Source organism: Brevundimonas fluminis, from assembly GCF_003934285.1.
In the GTDB taxonomy this organism is placed as follows: Bacteria; Pseudomonadota; Alphaproteobacteria; order Caulobacterales; family Caulobacteraceae; genus Brevundimonas; species Brevundimonas fluminis.
The window spans coordinates 180497-206640 of sequence record NZ_RQWJ01000003.1 but is presented as its reverse complement, the minus strand read 5'-3'; the positions used below and the strand labels follow the sequence as shown (position 1 = coordinate 206640).

Below are 26144 nucleotides of genomic sequence, written 5' to 3'. Positions count from 1 at the left end.
CTCACTCGATCACGTAGCCCACGGGCCCCTGCCAGCCGGCCGAGGCCCCGGCCTGGGGCGCCGGCACCCCGTACCGCTCGGTCAGCCGGCCGAAGAGCATGGTCTGCAGATCGCCGGACACGACGAGGCCGTCGGCCGGGGTCTGCAGAGCGTTCGGAGACGTCGGGGAGACGATGTAGGCCTCGATGATGATGACCAGCTCGGTCTCGCCCGAGAGGTAGTCCCGGGACCGGAAGAGGCCGCCCAGGACCGGCAGGGAGCCGATCCCCGGGAGCTGGTCGATGTTCTGGCGAGTGTCCTCGCGCAGCAGGCCGGCGATCATCAGCGAGCCGCCGGACGGCAGCTCCACGGTGTTCGAGGTGCGGCGCACGGCGAGGGCCGGGATGACCAGGGCGTTGGGGCCGGTGCCGCCGAGGGTGAAGGCGCCGTTGGTGGTCAGCTCCGACACCTCGGTCGACAGCTGCAGCGAGATGCGGCCGCCCGAGAGCACGATCGGCCGGAAGGCCAGACGCACGCCGTAGGGCTTGAACTCGATCAGGATGTTGCCGCGGTCGTCGCGGCCGACGGGAACCGGGAACTCGCCGCCGGCCAGGAACTCGGCGTTCTCGCCCGACACCGAGGTGGCGTTGGGCTCGGCCAGGATGCGGACCAGGCCCGTGCGCTCGAAGGCCTTGATGGTGCCGGTGATGCCCTCGCCGTCGTTGTTGGCGTCGTTGTACGTCAGCTGACCGCCGCCCAGCTGGCTGCCCGAGACGGCGAAGGTGGCGATGTTGGACAGGGTCAGGCCGTCGCCGACCGTGTTCAGGATGGCGTTGACGTCGAAGCCCAGTTGCTTGACCGCGGTGCGCTGCACCTCGATCACGCGGGCACGGACGGTGACCTGATCGGAACCTTCGATGGTCATCATGTTGATGACCTTCTCCGGCGCGCTGACGAAGGCGCGGGCGATCTGCGTGACGCGGTCGGCCTCGCCGGGGCTCGAAACCGTGCCGGTCAGCAGGATGCTGTCGTTCACCGCCTCGGCGCGGACGTTCACGCCCGGCAGGGTGCGCGACAGCGTGTCCTGGAGCGCCGAGACGCCGGCGTCGACGCGCACGCGCAGGGTCAGGATCGAGCGGCCCGCGGCGTCCAGGAAGACGGCGTCCGTCTCGCCGGGCGCAAGGCCGATGATGGTGATGCGGCGCGGCGAATGGAGGACGGCTTCGGCGACGGCAGGGTTCGAAACGATCACGTCGCGCGCATCGGCCGGAAGGTCGATGGCCATGGAGCTGCCGCGCGGCAGGTTGACCAGTTGGGACGAGGAACCGGCCGCGACCACGGCGCGGCTCTGCGCCTGAACCGCAGTCGCCGGCGTCAGGGGCGCAAGCGCCATGCCTGCGGCGGTCAGGAGGACGGTCAGGCGTCTCATTGCACCACCACCACTTCGGGATCGCCGCCGCGGAAGACGCGGACCGTCGCCGTACGGCTCTGGTTCGGCGGAGGACCGACGCGGCCGGACGGACCGCCGGTGTCGGCGTAGGAGCGAAGGACCAGGCTCAGCTCGCCCTCGGACTTGGCGAGCGCCAGCGCTTCGGCGTCGGCGGGGCGAACTTCCAGCGTCGCCGTCGCGCCGACCACGGCCTTGGCGTCGTCGTCGACGCTGGTGGTCTGGTCGATGGCCAGAACCTTGACGTTGGCCATGACCGTGTTGGTCGCGAAGCGGCTGCGACCCGAGTTCTCGCCGGCGACGTCCGAGAGCTTCATCTCACGCGTCAGCAGCACGTCGACGCGATCGCCGGGCAGGATGAAGCCGCCGGCGGCGGTTTCGACCGTCACGCGGATGGCCATGGCCCGCATTCCGGGCTCCAGGTAAGCGGCGAGATAGCCGCTGTCGCCGGCGCGCACGACCTTGCGGTCCAGCATCGGCTCGCCGGCCAGAATGGGCTCGCGGACCACGGCGCCCAGCCAGTCGGACTTGGCCCCGCCGGTGGCGATGGCGTCCGCGGCGCGGGTGACGCGCGCCACGGCGCCGCCTTCGGCCGGCTTGACCTCGGCGGCGGGCTGGGCCGGGATCGGCGTCGTGCCGTCGGTGAAATGTTCGGGCAGCACCTCTGCGGCGGGGACTTCCTTCCACTCGAGGTCGTCGGCGACGAGGCGCTTGCCCGGTTCAAGGTCACGGGCCGCGACGAGCACCTTGGCCATCGGAACGGCCGGGGCCGACGCGGCGGCGGCGGTCTGGGTCGGCTCTCCGCCGGAGCCCATGGCGCGCACGACGAAAGCCAGGCCGATGGCGGCCACGGCGGCGACGCAGATCACGGCGATGCGGGCGGGTTTCATCCACGGTCTCCGACGCGGGCGAATCGCGGGAGTCACACTCCCGGCGCCTGCGTTAACGACCATGGCGGCCGCGGGTTAACGCGCCCCTAAACGCCGGTCTTCAAAGGCCGGCGGCGTAGATGTTCATCAGAGGGCTGGACGGCCAGGCCATCAGGGCGCCGGCGGCGATGGCGACGCCGTAGGGGATGTCGCCCCGCGGTTCCATGAGGCGCGACACCCAGCCGGGCGCTCCCGCGGGCATGAGGGCCGGCGCCTGGGCCCGGGCGAAGATCAGGAACAGGCAGAACAGGCCGCCCATCAGCCCGGTCCAGAGCAGGAACATGCCGGAGCCCGACACGCCCAGCCACAGACAGGCGGCGGCCGTCAGCTTGGCGTCCCCGCCGCCGATCCAGCGCAGGGCGAACATGCCGGCCGCGACGAACAGGGCGATCAGGGCCACGCCCAGATGGGCCGCCACCGTCATGACCGGTAGGCCCATCAGGAAGGCGGCGGGAAAGAAGGCCGCGACGAGGACGGCCGAGATCCAGTTCGGAATGGTCATGCTGGTCAGGTCCTTCAGCCCGGCGACGATGACCAGGGCCGGGAGGAGGCTCAGCGGCAGAAAGTGGAGGGCGTCCATGCGATAAGTCTGGACCGGGCGCGGTTAAGGGCGGGTTTTCGTCGGGCCGCGTGCGGCGGAGGCGAACGCAGGAAGGCCCGGAGCCGAAGCTCCGGGCCTTCCGCGATTTCGAGACGTGCCGTCGGCTCAGGCGCCGGCGGTGCCGCCCATGCCGGTCACGACTTCGTTGAACTTGGTCTTGATGGTCGTGCCCAGGGCCGTGACGGCCGTGATGATGACGACGGCGATCAGGGCGGCGATCAGGCCATATTCGATGGCCGTGGCGCCGGACTCGTCGGCCATGAAGCGCGAAACGAACTTGGTCATGTCAGTGTCCTTCAGATTGATCAGCGAGCGACTTCAATTCGGGAGGGCGGTCGCCCGCTGGACCCCCGGAATGCAGGGGCACTTTCGCGCGGCGGGGTTAAGCCGTGGTGCGCAGACAGGGTTACCTGCCTGTTCATGCTGATTTCTTGTCCCGGCCCGCGACGGTCGGCGCCGGGTTTCCGGACGAACGAAGAAGGCCCGGAGCCGAAGCTCCGGGCCTTCCGCGGTTTCGAGACGTGCCGTCGGCTCAGGCGCCGGCGGTGCCGCCCATGCCGGTCACGACTTCGTTGAACTTGGTCTTGATGGTCGTGCCCAGGGCCGTGACGGCCGTGATGATGACGACGGCGATCAGGGCGGCGATCAGGCCATATTCGATGGCCGTGGCGCCGGACTCGTCGGCCATGAAGCGCGAAACGAACTTGGTCATGTGATTGATCCTCGAGATTGGAAAAGGGAACGCGAGACGACTTCCACCAACTTGGGGCCGCCGCTTGTTGCGCCCGTTCCCCGTATGCCCAATCTGCACGGAGCCGCTTAAATCAGAGTAAATGCCAAGACGATCGATCATGTAATCGTGGTTATCGGGACGTTCATCAAGTTGAAGCTCGCTTCACTTGTCACGGCGTCATTTCAGACTTTCTTGAGGATTGCCCTGCAGGGTGGGCGACGCCCCTCGCGGGCGTGCGGCATTCCAGGGAGCGGCCCCATGGCCTTCGAACATCGATCGACGCGCGACCTCCTGATCGCCGCCGGCCTGTTGCTGGCGGCGGCCGTGCCCGGCGCGGCGCAGGCACAATCGCAGGCCCTGAACGTCGAGATCGACCAGTCGGCGCGCATCCAGCTGCGAGGCCAGGCCGGATCGGTGATCGTCGGCAATCCCCAGATCGCGGACGTGACCGTGGTCGACGCCAACACCCTGTTCGTGACCGGCAAGGGCTATGGCGTGACCGAAGTGGTGGTCGTCGACGGCCTGGGCCGGACCCTGTTCCAGAGCCAGGTGATCGTCGCCGGCGGCGACGTGGGCCGCGTCCGCGTCTGGCGCGGCGCCCAGGTCACCGAGATGGCGTGCGCCGCGTCCTGCGCCCCGACCCTGCGGTCGCCCAACGACGGCGCCTCGGCGGCCGCGGCCCCGGCGGCCGCGCCGAACTGACCGGCATGCGTCGGGCGCTTCTGCGTCGGCTCTTCCTTCGTCGCCCGCGCGAGGGCGCCGCGGCGGTCGAATTCGCCATGATCGCCCTGCCCTTCCTGTTCATGCTGTTCGCGATCGCCGAGATCGCCTTCGTCTTCGTGCTGGATTCAGTGCTCGAAAACGCCGTGATCGAGACCGGCCGGCTGGTCCGCACCGGCCAGGCGTCGGCGCAAGGCTTCACCAACGACACCTTCAAGACCCGGATGTGCGACCGGATGAACATCTTCGCCGCAGGCTGTCTGGGCAAGGTGCACGTCGACGTGCGGGTGGTCGGGAGCTACACCAATCCGAACGTGCCCGACCCGATGCAGGGCGGGACCTTCTCCGCCTCCGGCCTGACCTATCAGAACGGCCAGGCCGGCAACCTGATGCTGGCCCGGGCCTGGTACCGGCACACCCTGTTCACCCCCTTCCTGTCGCAGGGGCTGGCCCGGGGCGGCTCCGACAGCTGGCTGATGGCCTCGACCGCCTTTCAGAACGAGCCGTGGAACTGATGGCCGGGTCGGCACGCCGCGCGGGCCTGTTCCGTCGCCTGAGGGACGACCGACGGGGCGTGTCGGCGGTCGAGTTCGCCATGCTGGCCCCCGCCATGATCGCCATGTACTTCGGTCTCGCCGAGTTCTGCCAGGGCTTCATGGCGCAGAAGCGCGCGGGGCATTCGGCAGCCATCGTCGCCGACCTGATCACGCAAAGGAATTCGATCACAGGCGCCGAGCTGGACGATCTGTTCAACGTGGGCGGCCAGATCATGAAGCCCTTCTCGTCGGCCACCCTGAGGCTCCGGGCGTCCAGCGTGACGCGCGGAAACGACGACGTGAACCGCGTGGACTGGAGCCGCGGCAAGGGCATGACGGCGCGCGCGGCCGGCTCGACGGTGACCCTTCCAGCGGGACTGGTCGAACGCGGCCAGACGGTGATCTTCACCGAGACGACCTATGACTACGACTCGCCGGTCGACTATCTGATGCCGGCGATCACGCGGTTCTCGCACAGCTTCTACATGCGGCCGCGACAGGTCGAGACGATCCCCTACACGCCCTGATCGCCTGCGAGCGCCTGTCGCAGCGCCGCGATCTTGGCCCCGGTCTCGGCGAGCTCGGCGGCCGGGTCGCTGTCGGCGACGATCCCGGCGCCCGCCAGCGTCCGCCAGCGCCAGGTTCGGCCGCGCCTTTCGAAGGACGCGGTGCGGATGAGGACCGAGGCGGTGAGCCGATCCTCCTCCATCAGGAACAGCGAGCCGCACCACGGGCCGCGCGCCGCTTCATGTCCGGCGATGACCTTCATCGCCTGATGCTTGGGCGCGCCGGTGATGGACCCCGGAGGAAAAGCCGCCTCCATCAGATCGGCGGGACCTGCGCCGGCGGCCAGCGTGCCCGTCACGGTCGAAACGAGGTGATGCACGGTCGGATGCGCCTCAAGCTCGAAGAGCCGATCGACGCGGACCGAGCCCGGCACGCAGGCCCGCGACAGGTCGTTGCGCATCAGGTCGACGATCATCAGGTTCTCGGCCCGGTCCTTGGCGCTGGCCCGCAGATCGGCGGCGAGGGCGGCGTCGCGAGCGGGATCGGGATCGCGCGGCCGGGTCCCCTTGATCGGCCGGGTCTCGACGCGGCCCGTCGGACGATCGAGCGTCAGGAAGAGCTCGGGCGAGTTGGAGACCAGCGCCCGGTCGTCCATCCGCCAGAAGGCGCCGTAGGCCGAGGCGCGGCGCCCCAGTCGCGCGAAGGCGTCGAAGGGGTCGGCGCCGGACAGCAGGGCGCCGCTCCAGGCGCGGGCGACGTTGGCCTGGAACAGTTCGCCGGCCGCGATGCGGGCCACGACGTCGGCGACGGCGGCCTCGTAGGCGGGTCCGGGAGCTTCGGGGGAGAAATCGGGCGCCGGCGCCGCGACGGAGCCGGGCGCGCCGGCCGACCCGATCCAGGAAGCGGCCGCGTCGGCGGCGCGGCGGGCGGCGGCGGCGTCGCGCCCACGCCCGACGGCCGCGGCCTCTCCATCGGCGTCGATCCGGATCATCGCCGGATAGCGGGCCAGCATCAGGTCGGGCCAGTCGCCGCGCGGGCCGACCGCCGGCCGGGCGCCCATGTCGTAGGAGGCCAGGCCGACGACGCCGGCGCTCCAGAGCGGGTCGGCGAGGAGGGCGAAGGGCGCAGCGTCGTCCGCGGCCCCGACGAACGTCAGATCCGGATCGGCGGCGATCAGGCTGCGCCCCCCTCCCGGCGGGGCCGTCAGAACCAGGGCGCCTGGGCGATTGCGCAGACCTTGCGCCAAGCCCGCCGCGTCGATGCGGCCGAGCGGAACGTCGAGCCGCGCGGTGAAGGGTCCGCTCACGCCGCCAGCCGCTCCCCGATGCGGTCGCGGAGCGCCGCGTGGACGCCGAGCGCCCGCTCCAGATAGGCGTCGAGGGAGCCGTGCTCCGCCTCGATGGTCCGGAAGGCGACGTCGAGGAAATCCGCTTCCACGCCCAGGAAGGCCACGACGGCGCCGTGGGAAGCCTTGCGGCCCGTCATGGCGTGAAGCTGGCGCGCGATGTCCGGCGCGCGACGTTCCAGATCCACGGCCCGGTTGGTCAGCAGGTAATCCTCGATCATGTCCTCGCGGGAGACGCCAAGCAGGTGGTGGGTGAGAGCCGCCAGCAGGCCCGTCCGGTCCTTGCCCGCCGCGCAGTGGATCAGCACGGGGCCGTCGGCCTCGCCAAGGGCGCGGAAATAGCGGGCGAACAGGTCGAGGTGCGGCGCCTCGTGCGGCAGGCGGCGATACGCCTCGTGCATGAAGGCGCGGCCTGAGGCCTCGGTCAGGTCGGAGGTCTTCAGAAAGGTGATGTGCGGCGCCTCGCCGCCGTCGTCGTGATCGCTTTCGATCACCGCGCAGGCGGAGCCGACGGGACGGCGCGAGGGCTGGTGACGACGCTCACCGGGACGGCGCAGATCGACGAGGGTGCAGACCCCCAGGGTTCCCAGTCGGGCGAGATCGGCGTCGCTGGCCCGGGCGTGGTGCGCGGACCTGTACAGTCGCCCCGGCTTCACGCGGCGGCCGGCGGCCGTGGCGTAGTCGCCGTAGTCTCGGAAGTTGTCGATGGCGTCGAAGGACAGGAGGCGGCTCATGCCCCTGCCCATCTCACGTTCCGCGCCGGAAGTCAGTCCGGCCTCGGCTGGGCGGCGGCGTGCAAGGCGCCGACGGCGTCGAGGTACTGCAAGAAGGCCGCACGTCCGTCTTCGGTCAGCCGCGCCTCCGTCAGCGGCTTCCGGCCGACGAACCGCTTGGTCACTTCCACGAAGCCCGCGTCCTCCAGCTTGCGGAGATGGACGGACAGATTGCCGTCGGTCGTCTGCAGCCGGGTCTTCAGTTCGCCGAAGTCCGCCGTGCCGGCTCCCGAGAGATAGGCCATGATGCCCAGCCGGACGCGGCCGTGGATGATCTCGTCGATGCGGTTGATGTCGAAGTCGTCGGCCATGCTCAGACGGTCTCCGCCGGCTCCTGGCGGACCAGGACGACGCCGGGGACGAGGGCCAGCAGGACCAGACCGCCGGCATAGGCCAGCCAGATCCAGCTGGTGCCGACCAGTGCGGCGATGGCGGGCGCGGCCGCCCAGGCCGCGATGGCCAGCCACCACTGCCAGCGCGACTTCGACATCGCCGCGGACACGGCCCAGCCCGAGCCGTAGGCGGCGAAGATCATGGACGGGAAGATCAGCGTCAGGATCTCGCTCTGAACCCGCCACGAGATGACGGCGATCGAGATCGACATGACGAAGATCAACAGGCCGACGCCCATCCATGCCGTCCCCACCGCCTGATTGACCAAGGAAGCGGCGCCGGGCCGGCCCTTGTTGCGACCGATCAACACGAACAGACAGGCGAAGAAGGTCGCCATGGCGGACACCCAGATCACTGCATAGGCCACCGGACCGACGGCGATGGCCTCGATGGCGATCAGCCAGTGAATGATCGAGGTCAGGCCGAAGATCAGCCCGGCGGCGATCAGGATGCCGCCGCCCAGCACGGGGGTTCGACGACCCTCCTCGGCAAGGGCTTTGATGTAGGCGATCTCGTCCTTCATGGACCGGATGTCGTCCTGGGTCATGGTCGTGGCTCCGAATGCGATGACGGCACCATGCCGAAGTTACTTTATGAGGTAAAGTTCTTTCTGCGAGACCGTCCGCGACGACGTCCACACTGGACGACGAGGCGTCGGGACCCCATCAGTGAGGCATGAACCGGCGCGGCCTGCTGATACGACTGGGACTTCTGGCCGGCGCCGTGGGCGGGGGCTGGTGGTTCAAGGACAAGGTGCTGTGGCCCACCCCGCGGCCCGTCTTCGACGGCGGCGCGACGCCGTGGCTGGGCTATCGCGCGCCGGCGGTCACCCCGACCATCGACGTCCGGGTGGGCGGCGTCCCGACCGTCGCCCTGATCGACACGGGCGCCCAGTATTCCGTACTGGACCGCGCCCTGCACGAGCGGCTCGTGGCCGACGGACGCGAGCGGCTGAACTTTCCCCTTCCGCTGTTGGCCTATGGCGTCGGCGGTCGGCCCCAGGTCGGGCGAGGCGCCGTCGTCGACGTGGCGATGGAGGGACTGGCCCTGCCGGGCCTGCGCGCCGCCATCCTGGATCTGGGCCCCATCGCCGACCGCGAGCGCGGTCTGGGCGCGCAGCTGATCCTGGGACAGGACGCGCTGGAGACCATGGTTCTGGACGTCGAGACCGCGGCGCGGCGCAGCCGGCTGTCGGCTCCCGGGGCGCTGGCGCTGAGGCCTGACGCGCGCGCCTTGCCGGCGCGGCGGGCGGGCGGCTCGCTGCGGTTGGACGTGACCCTCGAAGGGCGCACGGTCGAGGCGCTGGTGGACACCGGGGCGTCGTCCCTGCTGGCCCTGTCCCGAAGATCGGCGGAGGCGGCGGGTCTGTATGACGGGCGCGAACTGACGCGCGGATCCAGCCTCGTGCTGGGCGGTCAGGTCGGCGCCGACGTGGCGCGCGCCCGCACGCTCGGCGTCGGCGGGCGCACCTTCGCCGACGCGCCCGTGGCCATCTTCGGCGACGTTTCGGCGCCCGGTTTTCCCGGCGCCCTGCTGGGCATGGCCGCGTTCGAGGGTCAGGCGGTGCGCGTCGATCTGGCCGCCGCCGGCCTGTGGACGGCGGAGACGCCGGATCTCAGCCTGGGGCGACGGCGCCGGCGGCGCTAACGCGCGGCGAAGGTGTCGCAGACGGCGGGGTCGCCGCTCTCATACCCGCGACGCAGCCAGGCGGCGCGTTCCTGCGACGTGCCGTGGGTGAAGCTTTCCGGAGAGGCGCGGCCCTGGGTCAGGCGGTCGTCGCCGATCGCCGAGGCGGTCTGCAATCCCGCCTCGATGTCGCCGGCGGTCATCGCCACCTCGCCGTTCGACACGGCCGAGGCGTTGGCCGCCCAGACGCCGGCGTAGCAGTCGGCCTGCAGTTCCAGCGCGACGGAATGGCGGTTCGCCTCGCCCTGGCTGCGCGCGTCGCGCTGGGCCTGCTGCACCTGCTGCGAGGCGCCTGTCAGGGTCTGGACGTGGTGTCCGAACTCGTGCGCGATGACGTAGGCGCGGGCGAACTCCGCGCCCGATCCGCCCAGCTGCTCGAGCTGCTGCCAGAAGGAGAGATCCAGGTACACGGTGCGGTCGGTGGGGCAGTAGAAGGGGCCCATGGCGGCCTGACCGAAGCCGCACTGCGTGCCCGTGCCGCCCTCGTACAGAACCACGCGCGGCGGACGGTAGCCGACCAGCTGACGGGCCCAGACGTCGTTGATGTTGGCGCCGACGACGTCGACGAACAGGCCGGCCTGGTCCTCGGGGGTGCCCGCCTTGCCCTGCTGCTGGGTCGCGGCGCCGAACTGGCTGGCGACCTGGGTCGTGGTCGAGGGGTCGATGCCGAAGAAGAGATAGCCCAGCAGGGCGATCACCCCGACGCCGAGGCCGCCGCCGACCACGCCGCCCGCGCCCATGCCGCGCCGATCCTCGATGCCGCCGCCGCGACGTCCGCCCTGCCAACGCATGCCGTCCCTCCCTTGGCTTCCGGTGAAGCTAGATCAGAACGACGGTCGGGCAAAAGGGATGCAGAGCTCAGTCGGGACGGCCCAGCCACGCGTCGATCTGGCCCACGTCGCCGCCCGGCGGCGACGTGGGGAAGCCGCCGTTCGGCCGCACCGGCGCGACCGGCGCGGGCTGGCGGGAGCCCGGATAGGGCAGGGCCGGGAGTCGCGCGGCCTCGACGCGGGCGGCGGCGGTCCGCGAGGCGGCATGGCTGCGCGCCGCCTCGGCCTGACGCAGATCCGCGTCACGGCGCCGCTGCTCCATGGCCTGCAGGTTGCGGTCGGCGTCGTACCGGTGACGGTCGAATTCGGACGCGCCCGGCCACGGCTCGACCTGGGCGCGGGCGGCTCCGGCGATCAGCGCCAGACCGGCGGCGAGGAGGAGAGGGCGCATCATGCCGTCACCCTGCGCGCGGCCGGCGGCGGGACCAAGACCGCGCCCATCACTTTCGGGCGAGGGGTTCCGCGTGACCGCGAAGCTGGGCAAACTGGCGCGGATGGCCGCCCGCCGCATCCGCACAAACCGCCTGATCGCCGTCCTCGGCGTGGCCGTGCTGGTGCTCGGCGGGTTGGTCGGATGGCGGCTGCTGGCCACCGGCGGCGCGGCGCCGTGGGAGACGCCGCCGCATCGGCGCGCCCTGCAGCAGGTGCGCGAGCGGATGGGGCCCACCGGGCAGGTGCGGCTGATCGAACGCGGCAAGGGACCGGTGGTGTGCGGCTACGCCGGGCTCAAGGGAGACCCCGGCACCGTCGCGTTCGTCTCCCGGCCGAACCGGATCCTGTTCGCCGACGATCCCCTGAAGGGCGAGTTCGAGGCGATGATCGAGGCCGACTGCCCGAACCTTCCGACGCCGCCGCCTTTGCGGGCCGTGCCGTGACGGAGACGCCCACCGCCGGAACCTTCGAGGGCCGCGAGCACCGTCTGCCGGTGCGGGTCTATTACGAGGACACCGACTTCACCGGTCTGGTCTATCACGGCAGCTACGTCCGCTTCCTCGAGCGTGGGCGTTCCGATTTCCTTCGGGCGGCGGGGGTGGGCCATGCGGAACTGATGGACGGACCGTCGCCCTTGGCCTTCGTGGTGGCCGGGATGAACCTGCGCTGGCTCAAGCCCGCGCGCATCGACGACGCCCTGATCGTGCGGACCCTGTACGAGCGCGTGCAGGGGCCGAGACTGATCATCGACCAGCGCATCACGCGCGGCGACGAGACTCTGTGCGAGGCTCAGGTGACGGCGGTGTGCATCCATCCCGACGGGCGGCCGCGGCGGCCGACGACTCTCCTGATGGAAAAGGTGCGCCCCTGGCTGGCGCCCGCATAAGCTGACCATAAGTGACGAAGGGGCCCCGGCCCGCTAGACCCGCCATGAAATCGCCTTGCCGCCCTCCACGATGAGCGGCGCAACCTTGACCGGAACGACCGCATGACCGTGCCCGCCGAAGCCAGCCTGTTGAACCCCGTCGAGCTGTTCATGGCCGCCGACTGGGTGGTGAAGGGCGTGATGGTCGGACTGGCGCTGGCGTCGCTGTGGTCGTGGGCGGTGATCATCGACAAGGCCTTCCGCTTCACCTCGATGAACCGGCGCGCCGACCAGTTCGAGGACGCGATCCACTCCGGCCGGCCGCTGGAGGACGTGGCGGCGCAGGCGGGCCCGAATCCCGCCGATCCCCTGCCCCGCATGCTGGTGCTGGCGGTGACGGACTGGCGCGACGCCCGGGCGAAGGGCCAACTGGGCGAAATTCAGGGCCAGATGCTGATGGCGCGCATCGACCGCGCGCTGGACAGTCTGATCGCGCGCGAGGGCCAGCGCATCGAGAACGGTCTGGGCGTGCTGTCGGTGGTCGCCACGGCGTCGCCCTTCATCGGCCTGTTCGGCACGGTGTGGGGCATCATGAATGCGTTTTCCGCCATCGCCTCGGCCGGCAACACCAACCTGACCACAGTGGCGCCGGCGATCGCCGAGGCCCTGTTCGCCACCGCCATCGGTCTGGCGGCGGCCATCCCGGCCTACATCGCCTACAACAAGTTCTCGATCGACGCGGGCAAGTTCACCGGGCGGATGGAGGCCTTCGCCGACGACCTGCAGGCCGCGGTGGCGCGCCGCGTGGGCGGGCCGGCGGCGCCGACGCCCGCGCCGGCGTCGGACTTCAACGACCGCAGGGGCTTCTGAGCCATGGCCCTGAGCGTCGGAGGCGGCGGGCATCAGAGGGGACGCAGGCGTCCCCGCAAGAAGCCGCTGAGCGAGATCAACGTCACGCCGCTGGTGGACGTCATGCTGGTGCTGCTGATCATCTTCATGATCTCGGCGCCGCTCCTCACCGTCGCCGTGCCGGTCGACCTGCCGGACACCGAGGCGGGTGCGGTGGAGGCCGAACAGGAGCCGGTGGTCGTGTCCATCGACCGCGCGGGCGAGGTCTTCGTGGGCGAGGCCCAGGTCGGCTACGACGGGCTGATCGCAGGGGTGCGGCAGGCGGGCGGGTCGCCCGACGCGGCGGTTTCCGTGCGCGCCGACGGCGCCGCGCCCTATTCCGAGGTGGCGAAGGTGATGGCCCGGCTGTCGGCCAACGGGTACGCCAAGCTGAACCTGATCACCGACACCGCGCCGCGCGCCGCGCCGGCGGCGGCCCCCGTCACGGCGACGGAGGGCTGACGGCATGAAGGCGCCCGGACCCGGCACGATCGGCTCGATCGTCCTGCACGCGGGACTGGGCGCCCTCCTGTTCGTGTCGTGGCCGGACAAGCCCCTGCCGCCCGCGCCGACCGAGGGCATCCGCGTCTCGGTCATCTCCGACGTGCAGGTCGAGGCGGCCGCGGCGGACAATCCGTCGGAAGAGCTGATCACCGAGGACGGCGCGACCGTGCCGCCGCCGGAGACCGAAGTCCCGCCGACGCCCGAGCCGGAACCGACGCCGCCCCCGCCGACGCCCGCCCCGCGGAAGACGCCGACCCCCGCGCCGCGTCCGCCGGTCACCCGCCCGCCGACGCCCCAGCCGCGGCCCCCCGCGCCGGCCCCGAAGCGCGAGGAGCCGTCTCTGGATCTGGATCGCCTGTCGAAGCGTCCGAACGAAGGGCGCACCGACCGCCGTCCGAACACGGGCGACGCGGGTCGCGGGCAGGCGCCCCGCGCGCTGGGCCGGGCCGACATCAGCGCGCTGGGACGGCAGGTGCGGCCGGTGTTCAACTGCGACCTCCCCGGCGCCGACTCCGTGACGGTGCAGGTGTCGGTCAGGCTGGCCCCCACGGGGGCGATCGTCGGCACGCCGCGGCTGATCGGTCCCCGCAGCGACCCGGCGTATCGCGCCATTTCCGAAGCCGTCCTGCGCGGCATCCGGGCCGCCGCGCCTTTCGACATGCCCGCGGGGTACGAGGAGCAGGACATCACCTTCGGGTTCAACAGCACCAGCCAATGCTGACCGCCCTGACGCGCCCTGACGCGTCGTCCTTAACCGCCAAGCTCGCCCGAAAGTCGCCGCATTGGGGCCGAGAGTGGCGTTTCGTCACGTCGCGCGTTCAGTATGCGGCGGAACAGCCAAGCCGGAGCTCCTGATGCGACTGAAGACCCTTCTGACCGCGTTCGCCGCCTGCGCCGTCGCCCTTCCGGGCGCCGCACTGGCGCAGGACCCGACGACGGGCGAGCCGCAGATCGTGGTGATCGATCAGGCCGAGTTGCGGCCCTTCCCCATCGCCATCGTCGGATTCACCGGCCAGTACGGCGACGACATCTCCAACGTCATCCGCGGCAACCTGCGGCGCTCGGGCTTCTTCGATCCGCTGAACCCCGCAGGCTTCACCGAGCGCCCCGGTCTGGGCGCGCGCCCGACCTTCCCCGCCTGGACCGGCATCGGCGCGCAGGCTGTGCTGTACGGCGGCGTCACCCCGCGCGCGGACGGCCGCGTCGACGTGGGCTTCCGCCTGTACGACACCTACCGCGAGTGCCAGCTGGTCAGCTACCAGTTCACCGCCACCGCCGAGCAGTGGCGCCGCATCGCGCACAAGATCAGCGACGTCGTCTACCAGCGCATGACGGGCGAGAGCGGCTTCTTCGACACGCGCGTGATCTACGTCGCCGAAAGCGGCACCCAGCTTGAGAAGCTGAGCCGCCTCGCGATCGTGGACCAGGACGGCTACAACCCCGTCTTCCTGACCCAGGGCGACGAAGTGATCATGTCGCCGCGCTTCTCCACGTCCAATCCGGACGAGGTGACCTATGTGGCGCTGGGCCGGGACTACAGCCGGATCTACCTGTACAACCTGTCGACCGGCCGGCGCGAAAGCCTGGGTCAGTTCGACGGTCAGGTGCTGGCCCCGCGTTATTCGAACGACGGGTCCAAGCTGGCCTTCTCGATCATCCGGGGCGGCAACACCGACGTCTACACGATCGATCTGAACACCCGCGAGCTGCGCCGCCTGACGACCGATCCGGGCATCGACACCTCGCCCAGCTTCTCGCCCGACAACTCCATGATCGCCTTCACCTCGGACCGGTCGGGATCGGCGCGGATCTACGTCATGCGCGCGGACGGCACCGGCCAGCGCCCGATCAGCCGCGGCGGCGGCCTCTACACCGCCCCGTCGTGGAGCCCGCGTGGCGACCTGATCGCCTTCACCAAGCAGCAGGGCGGCCAGTTCCACATCGGGGTGATGGGCACGGACGGTTCGGGCGAACGCATCCTTTCGTCCAGCTATTTCGAGGAAGGTCCCTCCTGGGCCCCCAACGGCCGCTACGTCATGTTCGCCCGTCAGACGCGCGGCGGCGACACCCGCCTGTGGACCGTGGACCTGTCCGGCCGCGTCGTGGCGCAGGCGGGGTACGAAGGTCGCGGCTCCGACCCCGCGTGGTCGCCCCTGCTGGACCAGCCGCCGGCCGACCTAGGCTTCAACCAGGGACCCGACAGCTGCCCGACCTAGGCCTCACAATCGCGTCATCGCCGATGGCGCGGTCCCCGTTCGCGCGTTAGCCGACCATCAACGGTGAAGCTTCACCGCAGAAAATCGAGGAGACCAACCCGATGAAGACGACCTCTCTCTTCCGCCTGACCCTGGTGGGCGCCTCCGTTCTGGCCCTCGCCGCCTGCTCGCGTCCGGCCCAGCCGGAGCCGGGCCTCCCGGACGGCCCCGTCGTTACGAATCCCGACACCCGGGGCCCGACCACCGGCGGCGGCACCGTCGGCGGCGGCGGCATTCCGGCCGCGGCCGGTTCGGTCGAGGACTTCGCCGTCAACGTGGGCGACCGCGTCTATTTCGACCTGGACAGCTACGAGATCCGTCGCGACGCCTATCCGCGCCTGGACGCCCAGGCCGAGTGGCTGCGCCGCTATCCGAACGTGATGGTCCGCATCGAGGGCAATGCCGACGAACGCGGCACCCGCGAGTACAACCTGGCGCTCGGCGCCCGCCGCGCGGAGTCGGTGCGCAGCTATCTGATCCAGCGCGGCATCCCCGCGACCCGCATCGACGTGATCAGCTTCGGCAAGGAGCGCCCGATCGCCGAGGGCTCGACCGAAGAGGCCTGGGCCCGCAACCGCAACGGCCGCACCGCGATCGTCTCGGGCGCGCCCGCGCGCTGATCCGGGACCTGTCAACGGGAACGAGGGCGGTCGCTGCGGCGGCCGCCCTTTTTCTTTGACCGACGCCCCGACGCGGGCGACATCTCGCGCATCTCTGACGCTTGGGGGCGGGCATGGAAATCGACGCGGCGGGCGGTGCGGCCACGGCGGGACTGATCGGCGCGGCCATCGAAAAGCCGACCGGCCACGCCGGCGACGAGCACGGGAACTGCACCGACTGCGGCCTGCCGGTCGAGGGCAACTTCTGCAGCAACTGCGGCCAGCCCACGCACGTGCACCGCAGTCTGCTGCATCTGGTCGAGGAGGTGCTGCACGGAGTCGTCCATTTCGACGGCCGCATCTGGCGGACGCTGCCGCTGCTGGCCGTCAACCCGGGCCGTCTGACGCGCGAATGGATCCAGGGGCGACGGACCCGCTACGTTTCGCCGCTGGCCATCTTCCTGTTCAGCGTTTTCCTGATGTTCTTCGTCTTCAGCTTCACCGGCGCCGGCTCGCCGGAGGTGAAGACGACGATGACGGCGGCGGAACGCGCCGAGGACACCGCCCGCCTCGAAGAGTCCCGCAAGGCGCTGGAAACCGCACGGGCCGAGCTGGCGGCCAATCCGGACTCGAACGCCCTGGCCGTGACGGTGCGCGCCAGCGAAGCGGCCGTGGCGATGATGGAGCGGCGCCTTGGCCTGCCCGTCACCGTCGGCGCGGAGGACCGGGCCGACGGGCTGGAACCCGGCACGTGGCAGGCGGAGGTCCGTGACGCCGTCGAGACCGGCAACATCAGCGTCAACCTCGGCAACGAGGGGCTGAACCACAAGGTCAAGAAGAAGCTGCTGAACCCGGATCTGGCGATCTACAAGATCCAGCAGACCCTGTATAAATTCAGTTTCCTGCTGATCCCGCTCTCGATCCCGTTCGTGGCGCTGCTGTTCCTTTGGAAGCGCGGGTTCACGTTGTACGACCACGGGGTCTTCGTCATCTATTCGCTGACGGCGGTGTCGATCCTGCTGTTGCTGACAGTCGCGCTGGGCAAGCTGTGGAGCGGGTTCGGCGTGCTGGGCGCCTTCCTGTTCGCCTTCGGCCTGCCGGTCCACATGTTCGCGCAGCTGAAGGGGACCTATGGCCTGTCGGCCTTCTCGACCCTGTGGCGCACGATCGCCCTGCTGTTCTTCTGCATCCTGGCCTCGACGCTGTTCCTGCTTGCGATCATCATGCTGGGCCTCACCGGCTGACCCGTTTTGGCCGCAAACCGCGTGAAAGCTGACCTTATGCTGAAGCTGCCCAAACCCTCCCGCAACGCCCTGATGACCGCGCTGGGCATCTCGCTGATCGCCGGCACGGTGATCGCACAGGCCGTGCCGACCGAGCCGATCATCTGGGACAAGCGCCGGCTGGACCAACTGGACCGCAACGTGCGCAAGCTCGAGCGCGCCATCTTCCAGCGGAACTCCAACGGCCAGCCCTTCCTGATGGAGCCGGATCCCGAGGTCGTGGCCCTGCAGGGCCGCGTCGGCGGCGTCGACCGCCGCCTGGCCGACGTGGAGGCCACGCTCCAGCGCATGAACGGCGACATCGAGCGCCTGACCATCGATCTGGAGAACATGAAGACCGAGAACGGCCGGCTGCGCACGCGGCTGGGCGAGAGCGAGGCGCGGCTCAGCACGCTGGAGACGCGAGCGCGCGAGGAAGCGGAGCTGAACGCGCCCATCGTCGCCAACAGCCCGACCGGCACGGCGGCGGGCGACCTGGCCGCGGCCAATCGTCTGCTCTCCACCAATCCGGCGCGCGGCGAGCGGGCGCTGGAGGTGCTGATCGTGACCTGGCCGGATGCTGAAGAAGCCCGCATCGCCAACGTCCGGCTGGGCGACCTGCGGCTGGAGGACGAGGACGCCGCGGGCGCCGTTCCCTATTTCGCCGCCGCCCTGCGCGGCTGGCCGACGGCGGGCTGGGCGCCGGAAGCGACGATCAAGCTCGCCGAGGCCCTGGAAGCCGAGGATCAGAGCACCGACGCCTGCATCGCCCTGCGCGAGTTCCGCACACGCTACGGCGCCGGCGCGCCTGCGTCGCTGACCTCGCGCGCCACGGCCGTGCGCACCTCGGCCGGCTGCCGCTGACCGACACCGGCGCCCTGACGGCACGGGTTCGGGCGCGGCTGGACGCGCGCCTGTGCCGGAACGTGGACGCTCCAGTCGCCCTGGCCCTGTCCGGCGGCGGCGACTCCGTCGCCCTGCTGGCCCTGTTCGTCGACTGGGCAGGCGTCAACGGTCGGCGGGTGCTGGCCCTGACCGTCGATCACGGACTGAGCCCCGACAGCGGGGAATGGTCCCGCCGGTGCGAGACGCAGGCGCGGTCCCTGGGCGCGGACTGGCGGGAGCTGCGCTGGATCGGCGACAAGCCCGCGACCGGCCTCCCGGCCGCGGCACGGAACGCGCGCCACGCCCTGCTGGCCGACGCGGCGCGCGAGGCGGGGGCGCGCGTGGTCCTGCTGGGGCACACGCTGGACGACGTCGCCGAGAGCGACCTGATCCGGTCCGAAGGCACCTCCATCGGCCGGCTGCGCGAGTGGGGCCCCAGTCCGGCGTGGCCCGAGGGCCGGGGTCTGATGCTGCTGCGGCCGCTTCTGGGCGAACGGCGAGAGGCGCTGCGCGATCTGCTGCGCGCGCGCCGGCTCGACTGGATCGAGGATCCCGCGAACCTGGACCTGCGGTTCGCACGAAGCCGCGCGCGGAAGCGCAGACCCGTCCCGACGGCAGACCGAGCCGCGGACGCCGCCTCCCGCGGACGGCGTCTGGCCGCGCTGCTGACCTGCGCGGGCGGGAGCGCGCGAACGCCCCGCGGAGATCGGCTGGCCTCGCTCCGGAGCCGCCTGTCCGAGGGCAGGGATTTCGACGCCGTCCTGTGCGGCGCGCGTCTGTCGATGCGCGACGGCGCGGTGGTCGTCCATCGTGAGCCGGGGGAGCAGCGGCGCGAGGGTCTGGCCCCGGTGCGGCTGAGGCCCGGTCTCCCCATCGTCTGGGACGGGCGATACGAAATCAGCGTCGAAGAGCCGGAGCTGACCGTGGTGCCCGCCCAGGGACGGCTGAACCGGCTGTCGCCGTCGGACCGCGCCGCGCTGGCCGCCCTGCCCCCCGCCGCGCGCGGCGCCGAGCCGGTCCTGATCCGGGACGGCGACCCGCGCCCGGTTCTTGCAAGGACGGCGGCGACGGTGCGGTCGCTGGTCGAGGCGCGCCTGGCGGCGGCGCTGGACGCGACGTCGCAGGAGGCCGACCTGATCCGCCCCCGGATGGCGCCCGACCGTCCGACCGCCTATTTTGAGACCGACGCGGCGGCCGCTGCCGGCGACCGCCTGACCGAGAGGACCGAATGAATCTGCGCAACATCGCCGTGGCCGCCATGATCGGCATGGCCCTGCTGGCCGGGTACGCCATGTTCAGCCAGGGCGGCGCGGGCGCCCAGGGCGCCAAGGGCGCGAACGCCCGGGCCGAGACGCTGACCTATTCCCAGCTGCTGGCCGCCGCCAACGACAGCCGCATCAAGTCCGTCCAGGTGCAGGGCGACACGCTGACGGGAGAGCTGAAGGACGGCACGAGGTTCAAGGCGACCACGCCGGTGCCGAACATCGATCTGGTCAACGAGATCGAGGCGCGGGGCGCCGAGGTGGACGTGAAGACCATGCGGACCCCGCTGTGGCAGCAGCTGCTGCTGGGCCTGCTGCCGATCTTCGTTCTGGTCGGCCTGTTCTTCCTGATCACGCGCCAGATGCAGGGCGGCGCCCGCGGGGCCATGGGCTTCGGCAAGTCCAAGGCGCGGCTGCTGACCGAGCACAAGGGCCGCAAGATGTTCGAGGACGTCGCCGGCGTGGACGAGGCCAAGGAGGAGCTGCAGGAGGTGGTCGATTTCCTGAAGGATCCGGGCAAGTTCCAGCGTCTGGGCGGCAAGATCCCCAAGGGCGCCCTGCTGGTCGGCCCTCCCGGCACCGGCAAGACGCTTCTGGCGCGGGCCGTGGCCGGCGAGGCGGGCGTGCCCTTCTTCTCCATCTCGGGCTCGGACTTCGTGGAGATGTTCGTCGGCGTCGGCGCCAGCCGCGTGCGGGACATGTTCGAACAGGCCAAGAAGAACGCGCCCTGCATCATCTTCATCGACGAGATCGACGCGGTCGGCCGTCACCGGGGCGCCGGTCTGGGCGGCGGCAACGACGAGCGCGAGCAGACCCTGAACCAGTTGCTGGTCGAGATGGACGGCTTCGAGGCCAACGAGGGCATCATCCTGATCGCCGCGACCAACCGTCCGGACGTGCTGGACCCGGCGCTGCTGCGCCCCGGCCGCTTCGACCGGCAGGTCGTGGTGCCCAATCCCGACGTCTCGGGTCGCGAGAAGATCCTGCGCGTGCACATGAAGGACGTGCCGCTGGCCGCCGACGTGAACGTGAAGACCATCGCGCGCGGCACGCCCGGCTTCTCGGGCGCAGACCTGGCCAATCTGGTCAACGAGGCGGCCCTGATGGCGGCGCGCAAGGACCGCAAGATGGTCACGCACCGCGACTTCGAGGACGCCAAGGACAAGGTCATGATGGGCGCCGAGCGCAAGTCCATGGCCATGAACGAGGAAGAGAAGCGCCTGACCGCCTATCACGAGGCCGGCCACGCGATCGTCGCCATGAACGTCAAGATGGCCGATCCGGTGCACAAGGCCACCATCGTGCCGCGCGGCCGGGCCCTGGGCATGGTGATGCAGCTGCCTGAAGGCGACCGCTATTCCATGAAGTACCAGCAGATGATCGACCGCATCGCCATCATGGCCGGCGGGCGCGTGGCCGAGGAGCTGATCTTCGGCAAGGACAACATCACGTCCGGCGCCTCGTCCGACATCGAGCAGGCGACGAAGCTGGCGCGGGCGATGGTGACCCGCTGGGGCTTCTCGGACGTGCTGGGCACGGTGGCCTACGGCGAGAACCAGGAGGAGGTCTTCCTGGGCCACTCCGTCGCGCGCAGCCAGAACGTCTCGGAGGAGACCGCCCGCATCATCGACAGCGAGGTGAAGCGGCTGGTGTCGGCCGGCTGGGACGAGGCCCGCAAGATCCTGAAGCGCAAGAAGGCCGACCACGAGAAGCTGGCCCTGGCCCTGCTGGAGTACGAGACCCTGTCCGGCGAGGAGATCAAGGATCTGCTGGAGAAGGGCATGGCGCCGAACCGCGACGAGACCGCCTTCCCCAACTCCGGACCCTCGGTCTCCGTGCCCGTGACGCCGGTGTCGGACGGGACGACGGTGGAGAGCCCCACGGTCCACTGATCGACGGTCGACGCCGAACGCTTGAACGCCGCTCCGGGAAACCGGGGCGGCGTTTTTTCATGCCGGGGAGACGCCCTCTAAATCTAGTCTCCTGTGGACGGCGGAAATCCACATATTGCGTGTCTTAAGGGCTGGTTTACGATTGGTGGTAGGTCGCCGGTCCGCGAACGTCGTTCCGGCACCAGATGTTGAATCGTGGAGGGCGACATGAGCCTGGGCTGGACCGAAGACCGCGTCGGCGCGCTGAAGAAACTCTGGCTGGAAGGCCAGTCGGCGAGCCAGATCGCCAAACAGCTGGGCGGCGGCGTGACCCGCAACGCCGTCATCGGCAAGGTCCACCGCCTGGGCCTGTCGGGCCGGGCCGCCCCTTCGCAGCCCGCGCGCACCACCTTCCGCCCGACACGCCCGCGTCCGGCCGCCACGGCGCCGGCCCAGCCCAGCGCCCCGCGCCGGATCGAGGCGGCCCAGCCGCGTCCGGCCGCGCCGGTCGCTCCGCGCCCCGAGCCGATCCCGGATCTGCCGGGGACGGCGACGGTGATGACCCTGGGCGCCCACATGTGCAAGTGGCCGATCGGCGACCCGTCGTCGGCGGAGTTCAGCTTCTGCGGCCGTCGTGCCTCGGAAGGCGTCTACTGCGTCGAGCACGCGCGCGTCGCCTACCAGCCGGCGCTGAAAAAGAACGGCGCCGGCGAGCTGGCGCGGTCGCTGCGGCGCTACATCTAGTCAGCCCTGCCACTCGCCGCGCGGCGGCTCGCTGCTTGAGGGCAGCGCCACACCGGCGTCATGAACGGCCTCTAACAGGCCCGCCGTCCACCCGGCGTCGCCCCGCAATGCGACGCCGGATCGGGACGGGGCTGCGGTTCTCCGGGTTGACGCAGCCCCGGTCTCGCCTTCCCGCTCAGTTCAGCGTGCGGCCCGCATCGGGAACGTCGAGGCTGAAGGCGGGGATGGCCACCTCGAACCGTCCGCCCTTTTCGTCCGCCATCGTGTAGGTCCCGACCATGGCGCCCGACGGCGTCGACAGGGGGCAGCCCGAGGCATAGCTGTGCGAGCCGCCCGGCGGGATGACCGGCTGTTCACCGACCACGCCCGGCCCCCTGACCTCCTCGACCCGCCCCATGGCGTCGGTGATGGTCCAGTGCCGCGCCAGCAGCTGAACGGGGTGCAGGCGGAGGTTCACGATCTCGATCTGATAGGCCCAGACCCAGCGCCCCGCCTCGGGGTCGGACTGGCCCGCCAGATAGCTGGGCCGGACGCGCACGACGACGTCGTGGGTTTCGGCGGAATAGGCGGGGCCGTCGTGCATCCCCCATGGTGACGCGCGCGCGCAAACCGTGCAAACCCGGTCACATGAGCTTGACCGACATTCCGGGCATCCTGCCCTGCCAGGGCATCGAGGCCCTGATCGCCGCGGGCGCGGTGACCACCGACACGCCGTGGGACGCCGACCAGGTGCAGCCCGCCAGCCTCGACCTGCGGCTGGGCGCCCGGGCGTGGCGCGTGCGCGCCAGCTTCCTGCCGGGCGCGCGGCGGGTCGAGGAGCGCATCGCCGACGTGGCCATGCACGCCATCGATCTGACGCCCGGCGTGGTCCTGGAAAAGGGCTGCGTCTACATCGCCAAGCTGCAGGAGCGGCTGACCCTGCCCAAGGGTCTGATCGCCCGCGCCAACCCCAAGAGCTCGACCGGCCGGGTCGACGTCTTCGTGCGCCTGCTGACCGATCGCGGCGACGCCTTCGACGACGTGGCCGAGGGCTATGACGGACCCCTGTATCTGGAGATCGCGCCGCAGACCTTCTCCATCCTGGTGCGGCCCGGCACCCGTCTGAACCAGTTGCGGCTGAAGGCCGGCGAGCCGCCGAAGCTGGAGACCCGCTCGGTCGGGGTGGATCTGGCTGGAGCCGCCGGAGAGATCGTCGGCTTCCGCGGCCGGCGCCACGCCGGCGTGGTCGACCTGGACCGCATCGACGGGCACGACCCGCGCGACTTCTGGGAGCCGCTTCACGCCCGCCGGGGCGAGCTGCTGCTGGATCCGGGCGAGTTCTACATCCTGGCCTCCAACGAGGCGGTCGAGATTCCGGTGCTGCAGGCCGCCGAGATGACGCCGATCGATCCGTCGGTGGGCGAATTCCGCGTCCATTACGCCGGCTTCTTCGACCCCGGCTTCGGCACCGACGAGGCGGCGGGCAAGGGGTCCAAGGGCGTGCTGGAAGTGCGCACCCACGACACGCCCTTCTTGCTGGAGCACGGCCAGACCGTCGCGCGGCTGGTCTATGAGCCGCTCACGGAGAAACCGTCACGCCTCTATGGCCAGGGCGGCAGCCACTACCAGCGGCAGGGGCTGAAGCTGAGCAAGCACTTCAGGGTGTGGGAATGAGCCACGTGGCCGGCCTCTCACGGCCGTAGGGCGTTCGGGCAACCGAAAGCCGCTCCCGGCATTACGGCCACGTTCAACATTGCCGGGAGGAACCCCTTGAACCGTGTCTCTCAACCCATCGCGGCTCTCGGGCTGGTGGGCGTTTGCCTTCTGATCACGGCGCCCGAGGCTCAAGCGCAGGTGCGCTGGGAGCCGTCGATCGGCCTTGACTATTCGCGTGGCTCCTACGGCGCGGCCGAGGACACCGAGGTCATCTACGTGCCCGTCGGTCTCCGGGCCAGCACGACCCGCTGGAGGTTCGACGCCAACGTCCCCTACCTCACCATCGAGGGGCCTGCCGGAGCCGTGGTGGGGGGCGTCGTCATCCCCGGCGCCGGACCGGTGGTGAAGCGAAGCGGACTCGGGGACGTCACGCTCTCGGGCACCTACCAGTTGGTCGAACCGCAGGCCGGTCGAACCCAGTGGGAGGTCGGCGCCACGGTCAAGCTGCCTACCGCGGACGATGATCTGGGCACCGGCAAGGCGGACTACCAGGTGCAGCTGGGAGTGCGGCAGCCCGTGGGAGACAAGCTCACCCTGATGGGCAGCGTCGGCTACCAGTGGCTGGGCGATCCCGCCGCCTTCGAGTTGGAAGATGGTCCCACGGCCATGCTGGGCGTGAACTACGCGGCCACGCCCCGCCGGAACTTCGGCGTGCAGGTGAACTACCGCAACGAATATCTCGCCGGCTTCGAAGAGCAGGTCGTCGTCAATCCTTACTTCCGGCTCGACGCGGCGAGCGGATGGTTCGTCACGGGCTACGCCACCGCCGGCCTCACCGAGACCACCCCCGATTATGGCGTGGGCTTCGTCCTGGGACGCGCATTCTGAGCTTTGCCTTAGGAACCCGCCGTGTGCATCCGAGTTTTCGGTCGGGGTAACGACAAGGATTTACTGTGATGAAACCAGCGCTTCTACTCTCCACTGCCGTGGCCGGCCTGCTTCTCGCCGGAGCCGCGTCCGCTCAGGTCCTGCCCGGCGTCCGTCCGGTCACGACCCCTCCGGTGACCGTGCCGCGCGTGACCACGCCGCCTGTGAACGTGCCTTCGGTGACGACCCCCGCCGTCAGCGTCCCGTCGGTGACGACTCCCGGCGTCAGTGCGCCCACGCCGCCCCGTCCGGGCGTGTCCGCCAACGGCGGCGTTTCGGCGAACGGGTCCGTGTCGGCCGGCCGCGACCGCGAAGTCTCGGCGGACGGGTCGGCCTCAGGCCAGGCATCGGCCACCGCCGGCAGGGTCAGCTCGACCGGCAACGCCGCGGGCGGCGCAGCGGCGACCGTCCGTCGGGGCGCGGCCTCGGCTTCCGGGATGACCACCGCCGAGCTGAACGCCCAGAGCGCCCGCGACGGCGGACGCCCCGTGGGCGGCGGGTCGAGCCCGGCGGCAGGCGGCGGCACGACCGGCGGCAGCTCCGGCGACGCGGGGAATCGACCCGACAACGAGGCGGCCCGCGGCCGCAGCCAGTCGGCGGATCGTCCGCCCCAGCAGGATCAGGTCGACCCGAACTGATCCCGGCTCAGTCGGCACACGCGACCCGGCCCGATCCACGATCGGGCCGGGTTTCCGTTTGGATCAGGGCGCCTTCGCCGGGCCGCCCGCGAACTCGTCGGCATAGGCGGGGGCCAGAAGCGACTGAAACGCGGACAGCGGCACGGCGACCTCGTACGGCCCCTCGGCGTAGGGGCCGACCTGATAGGGCCCGATCAGGAAGATCAGGCCGCCCGCCTTGCCGCCGGTGGTCGACGGCGCGAGCACGAACGGCGTCTCGGCCGCGCGGGGGCAGGCCCACATCTTCCCGCCCAGCGCCACCGGCTCCGCATCCGGCATGCGCGTGCGCCTGGCCGTGTTGATGGCCGCGCACAGCGCGCGGTCCAGGGCTGAGAAGTCCGCGCCTTTGGTGAAGACGTCGGCCCAGCCGATCTGGCGCTTCAGCGCCTTGTCCCACAGCACGCCCGTCGTGACGGTGTTCGGGTGGGCCCCGCCGGTGAATTCGAAGGCGGTGCGCTTCAGGCTCATCAGCTTGCCGGTCTCGTGGACCGCTGCCAGCTCGACCGACTGCTCATAGGCGACGTTGGGCGCGCCCGCCTCGGTGTTGTCGGCCTGCGCCCCCTCGGCGAACTCGCGCAGGTGGGCGACCTCCTGGGCATAGACCTTGGCGTGGAGATCGGGCTGGGCCTTGATCGCCTCGGGCAGTTTGAGGCTGACGCTGGCGAAGGCGGTCTTTTCCGAGAAGATCAGCGGCGCAGCGGCCTCCGCCGGCGTGACCGCGGCGCCGGGAGCGGCGGGCGCCGCGCCGTCGGCGGCCGGCTCCCTGTCGCGATTGCAGGCCGAGAGCGTCATCACGGCGGCGGAGGCGAGCAGCAGGAAGCGGGCGCGGGCGGTCATGGCGGTCTCCTTCGAGAGCTTC

General features: G+C 70.7%; 33 protein-coding genes. 19 read left to right on the top strand and 14 right to left on the bottom strand.

Features of this window, described 5'->3' with window-relative positions; translation table 11 throughout:
• Nucleotide 1 precedes the first annotated feature (1 nt).
• From EFJ44_RS05910 to EFJ44_RS05890, 5 genes are all read right to left on the bottom strand, one after another.
• Entirely contained in the window at nt 2-1408 is a 1407-nt protein-coding gene (locus EFJ44_RS05910; protein WP_125256283.1) for a type II and III secretion system protein family protein, read from the bottom strand.
• Nucleotides 1405-2316 (bottom strand): Flp pilus assembly protein CpaB, encoded by a 912-nt coding sequence (gene cpaB, locus EFJ44_RS05905; RefSeq protein WP_125256282.1) that lies wholly within the window; start codon nt 2314-2316, stop codon nt 1405-1407. The genes EFJ44_RS05910 and cpaB overlap by 4 nt, the downstream gene beginning before the upstream one ends.
• Nucleotides 2317-2416: 100 nt before the next feature.
• Nucleotides 2417-2935 (bottom strand): A24 family peptidase, encoded by a 519-nt coding sequence (locus EFJ44_RS05900; protein WP_125256281.1) that lies wholly within the window; start codon nt 2933-2935, stop codon nt 2417-2419.
• A gap of 126 nt (nt 2936-3061) precedes the next feature.
• Complete coding sequence (locus EFJ44_RS05895) at nt 3062-3241, bottom strand: Flp family type IVb pilin (protein ID WP_125256280.1); 180 nt, start codon at nt 3239-3241, stop codon at nt 3062-3064.
• A 247-nt stretch (nt 3242-3488) separates the two neighbouring features.
• Nucleotides 3489-3668, bottom strand: coding sequence for a Flp family type IVb pilin (locus tag EFJ44_RS05890; RefSeq protein WP_125256280.1), 180 nt, complete (start codon nt 3666-3668; stop codon nt 3489-3491).
• 279 nt (nt 3669-3947) lie between these two features.
• Here EFJ44_RS05890 and EFJ44_RS05885 point away from each other — a divergent pair, with 279 nt between their 5' ends.
• From EFJ44_RS05885 to EFJ44_RS05875, 3 genes are read left to right on the top strand one after another with little or no spacing between them, the layout of a single operon-like run.
• On the top strand, nt 3948-4391 hold the full coding sequence (locus tag EFJ44_RS05885) for a pilus assembly protein N-terminal domain-containing protein (RefSeq protein WP_125256279.1): 444 nt from the start codon (nt 3948-3950) through the stop codon (nt 4389-4391).
• A 5-nt stretch (nt 4392-4396) separates the two neighbouring features.
• On the top strand, nt 4397-4924 hold the full coding sequence (locus tag EFJ44_RS05880) for a TadE/TadG family type IV pilus assembly protein (protein ID WP_125256278.1): 528 nt from the start codon (nt 4397-4399) through the stop codon (nt 4922-4924).
• A complete protein-coding gene (locus tag EFJ44_RS05875; protein ID WP_164511866.1) occupies nt 4924-5472 on the top strand; it encodes a TadE family protein in 549 nt (182 codons plus the stop codon). Before EFJ44_RS05880 ends, EFJ44_RS05875 begins: the two co-directional genes overlap by 1 nt.
• Here the strand turns inward: EFJ44_RS05875 and EFJ44_RS05870 are convergent.
• From EFJ44_RS05870 to EFJ44_RS05855, 4 genes are read right to left on the bottom strand one after another with little or no spacing between them, the layout of a single operon-like run.
• On the bottom strand, nt 5460-6758 hold the full coding sequence (locus EFJ44_RS05870; protein ID WP_125256276.1) for an anthranilate synthase component I family protein: 1299 nt from the start codon (nt 6756-6758) through the stop codon (nt 5460-5462). The two genes, EFJ44_RS05875 and EFJ44_RS05870, sit on opposite strands and share 13 nt — an antisense overlap.
• Complete coding sequence (locus tag EFJ44_RS05865) at nt 6755-7531, bottom strand: tyrosine-protein phosphatase (RefSeq protein ID WP_125256275.1); 777 nt, start codon at nt 7529-7531, stop codon at nt 6755-6757. The genes EFJ44_RS05870 and EFJ44_RS05865 overlap by 4 nt, the downstream gene beginning before the upstream one ends.
• 32 nt (nt 7532-7563) lie before the next feature.
• Nucleotides 7564-7881, bottom strand: coding sequence for a winged helix-turn-helix domain-containing protein (locus EFJ44_RS05860; RefSeq protein WP_125256274.1), 318 nt, complete (start codon nt 7879-7881; stop codon nt 7564-7566).
• Nucleotides 7882-7883: 2 nt separating this feature from the next.
• A complete protein-coding gene (locus tag EFJ44_RS05855; RefSeq protein ID WP_125256273.1) occupies nt 7884-8510 on the bottom strand; it encodes a hypothetical protein in 627 nt (208 codons plus the stop codon).
• 128 nt (nt 8511-8638) lie between these two features.
• Between EFJ44_RS05855 and EFJ44_RS05850 the strand changes: the two genes are divergently transcribed.
• Nucleotides 8639-9610 carry a retropepsin-like aspartic protease gene (locus tag EFJ44_RS05850; protein ID WP_125256272.1) on the top strand — a complete coding sequence of 324 codons (972 nt, stop codon included), beginning with the start codon at nt 8639-8641 and terminating at the stop codon, nt 9608-9610.
• Here EFJ44_RS05850 and ypfJ read toward each other — a convergent pair.
• Entirely contained in the window at nt 9607-10440 is an 834-nt protein-coding gene (gene ypfJ, locus EFJ44_RS05845) for a KPN_02809 family neutral zinc metallopeptidase (protein ID WP_125256271.1), read from the bottom strand. The genes EFJ44_RS05850 and ypfJ overlap by 4 nt on opposite strands.
• 67 nt (nt 10441-10507) lie before the next feature.
• Nucleotides 10508-10873 carry a hypothetical protein gene (locus EFJ44_RS05840; protein WP_125256270.1) on the bottom strand — a complete coding sequence of 122 codons (366 nt, stop codon included), beginning with the start codon at nt 10871-10873 and terminating at the stop codon, nt 10508-10510.
• Nucleotides 10874-10943: 70 nt separating this feature from the next.
• Here EFJ44_RS05840 and EFJ44_RS13965 point away from each other — a divergent pair, with 70 nt between their 5' ends.
• The 12 genes from EFJ44_RS13965 (at nt 10944) to gcrA (ending at nt 22046) form a co-directional block, all read left to right on the top strand.
• The gene (locus EFJ44_RS13965) at nt 10944-11354 is read left to right on the top strand and encodes a hypothetical protein (RefSeq protein ID WP_125256269.1); all 411 of its coding nucleotides are present in this window, start codon (nt 10944-10946) and stop codon (nt 11352-11354) included.
• Nucleotides 11351-11797 (top strand): YbgC/FadM family acyl-CoA thioesterase, encoded by a 447-nt coding sequence (locus EFJ44_RS13960; RefSeq protein ID WP_125256268.1) that lies wholly within the window; start codon nt 11351-11353, stop codon nt 11795-11797. The genes EFJ44_RS13965 and EFJ44_RS13960 overlap by 4 nt, the downstream gene beginning before the upstream one ends.
• A gap of 102 nt (nt 11798-11899) precedes the next feature.
• Complete coding sequence (gene tolQ, locus EFJ44_RS05825; protein ID WP_125256267.1) at nt 11900-12646, top strand: protein TolQ; 747 nt, start codon at nt 11900-11902, stop codon at nt 12644-12646.
• 3 nt (nt 12647-12649) lie between these two features.
• Nucleotides 12650-13126, top strand: coding sequence for an ExbD/TolR family protein (locus tag EFJ44_RS05820; protein WP_125256266.1), 477 nt, complete (start codon nt 12650-12652; stop codon nt 13124-13126).
• Between the two features lie 4 nt (nt 13127-13130).
• Entirely contained in the window at nt 13131-13889 is a 759-nt protein-coding gene (locus tag EFJ44_RS05815) for an energy transducer TonB (protein ID WP_125256265.1), read from the top strand.
• A 133-nt stretch (nt 13890-14022) separates the two neighbouring features.
• Complete coding sequence (gene tolB / locus EFJ44_RS05805; RefSeq protein WP_125256264.1) at nt 14023-15384, top strand: Tol-Pal system beta propeller repeat protein TolB; 1362 nt, start codon at nt 14023-14025, stop codon at nt 15382-15384.
• A 101-nt stretch (nt 15385-15485) separates the two neighbouring features.
• Nucleotides 15486-16043 (top strand): peptidoglycan-associated lipoprotein Pal, encoded by a 558-nt coding sequence (gene pal / locus EFJ44_RS05800; protein ID WP_125256263.1) that lies wholly within the window; start codon nt 15486-15488, stop codon nt 16041-16043.
• Between the two features lie 113 nt (nt 16044-16156).
• Nucleotides 16157-17266 carry a DUF3667 domain-containing protein gene (locus tag EFJ44_RS05795; RefSeq protein WP_125256262.1) on the top strand — a complete coding sequence of 370 codons (1110 nt, stop codon included), beginning with the start codon at nt 16157-16159 and terminating at the stop codon, nt 17264-17266.
• Between the two features lie 21 nt (nt 17267-17287).
• Nucleotides 17288-18148 (top strand): tol-pal system protein, encoded by an 861-nt coding sequence (locus tag EFJ44_RS05790; RefSeq protein ID WP_241209692.1) that lies wholly within the window; start codon nt 17288-17290, stop codon nt 18146-18148.
• Nucleotides 18149-18210: 62 nt separating this feature from the next.
• A complete protein-coding gene (gene tilS / locus EFJ44_RS05785; RefSeq protein ID WP_241209691.1) occupies nt 18211-19401 on the top strand; it encodes a tRNA lysidine(34) synthetase TilS in 1191 nt (396 codons plus the stop codon).
• Nucleotides 19398-21323, top strand: coding sequence for an ATP-dependent zinc metalloprotease FtsH (gene ftsH, locus EFJ44_RS05780; protein WP_125256260.1), 1926 nt, complete (start codon nt 19398-19400; stop codon nt 21321-21323). Before tilS ends, ftsH begins: the two co-directional genes overlap by 4 nt.
• Nucleotides 21324-21536: 213 nt before the next feature.
• Nucleotides 21537-22046, top strand: coding sequence for a cell cycle sigma 70 cofactor GcrA (gcrA, locus tag EFJ44_RS05775; protein ID WP_277596070.1), 510 nt, complete (start codon nt 21537-21539; stop codon nt 22044-22046).
• A 175-nt stretch (nt 22047-22221) separates the two neighbouring features.
• On the opposite strand, the gene apaG is transcribed toward gcrA, so the two are convergent.
• The gene (gene apaG, locus EFJ44_RS05770) at nt 22222-22629 is read right to left on the bottom strand and encodes a Co2+/Mg2+ efflux protein ApaG (RefSeq protein WP_125256258.1); all 408 of its coding nucleotides are present in this window, start codon (nt 22627-22629) and stop codon (nt 22222-22224) included.
• 44 nt (nt 22630-22673) lie between these two features.
• On the opposite strand from apaG, the gene EFJ44_RS05765 reads away from it, so the two are divergent.
• The gene (locus tag EFJ44_RS05765; protein WP_125256257.1) at nt 22674-23699 is read left to right on the top strand and encodes a 2'-deoxycytidine 5'-triphosphate deaminase; all 1026 of its coding nucleotides are present in this window, start codon (nt 22674-22676) and stop codon (nt 23697-23699) included.
• 135 nt (nt 23700-23834) lie between these two features.
• Nucleotides 23835-24569: a transporter gene (locus tag EFJ44_RS05760; protein WP_164511864.1), complete on the top strand. Its 735-nt coding sequence runs from the start codon at nt 23835-23837 to the stop codon at nt 24567-24569.
• 133 nt (nt 24570-24702) lie between these two features.
• On the opposite strand, the gene EFJ44_RS05755 is transcribed toward EFJ44_RS05760, so the two are convergent.
• On the bottom strand, nt 24703-25053 hold the full coding sequence (locus EFJ44_RS05755; RefSeq protein WP_125256255.1) for a hypothetical protein: 351 nt from the start codon (nt 25051-25053) through the stop codon (nt 24703-24705).
• On the opposite strand from EFJ44_RS05755, the gene EFJ44_RS05750 reads away from it, so the two are divergent.
• Entirely contained in the window at nt 25046-25246 is a 201-nt protein-coding gene (locus tag EFJ44_RS05750) for a hypothetical protein (RefSeq protein ID WP_125256254.1), read from the top strand. The genes EFJ44_RS05755 and EFJ44_RS05750 overlap by 8 nt on opposite strands.
• A 63-nt stretch (nt 25247-25309) precedes the next feature.
• Here the strand turns inward: EFJ44_RS05750 and EFJ44_RS05745 are convergent, their stop codons facing one another.
• Complete coding sequence (locus EFJ44_RS05745) at nt 25310-26122, bottom strand: DUF3298 and DUF4163 domain-containing protein (RefSeq protein WP_125256253.1); 813 nt, start codon at nt 26120-26122, stop codon at nt 25310-25312.
• Nucleotides 26123-26144 lie beyond the last annotated feature (22 nt).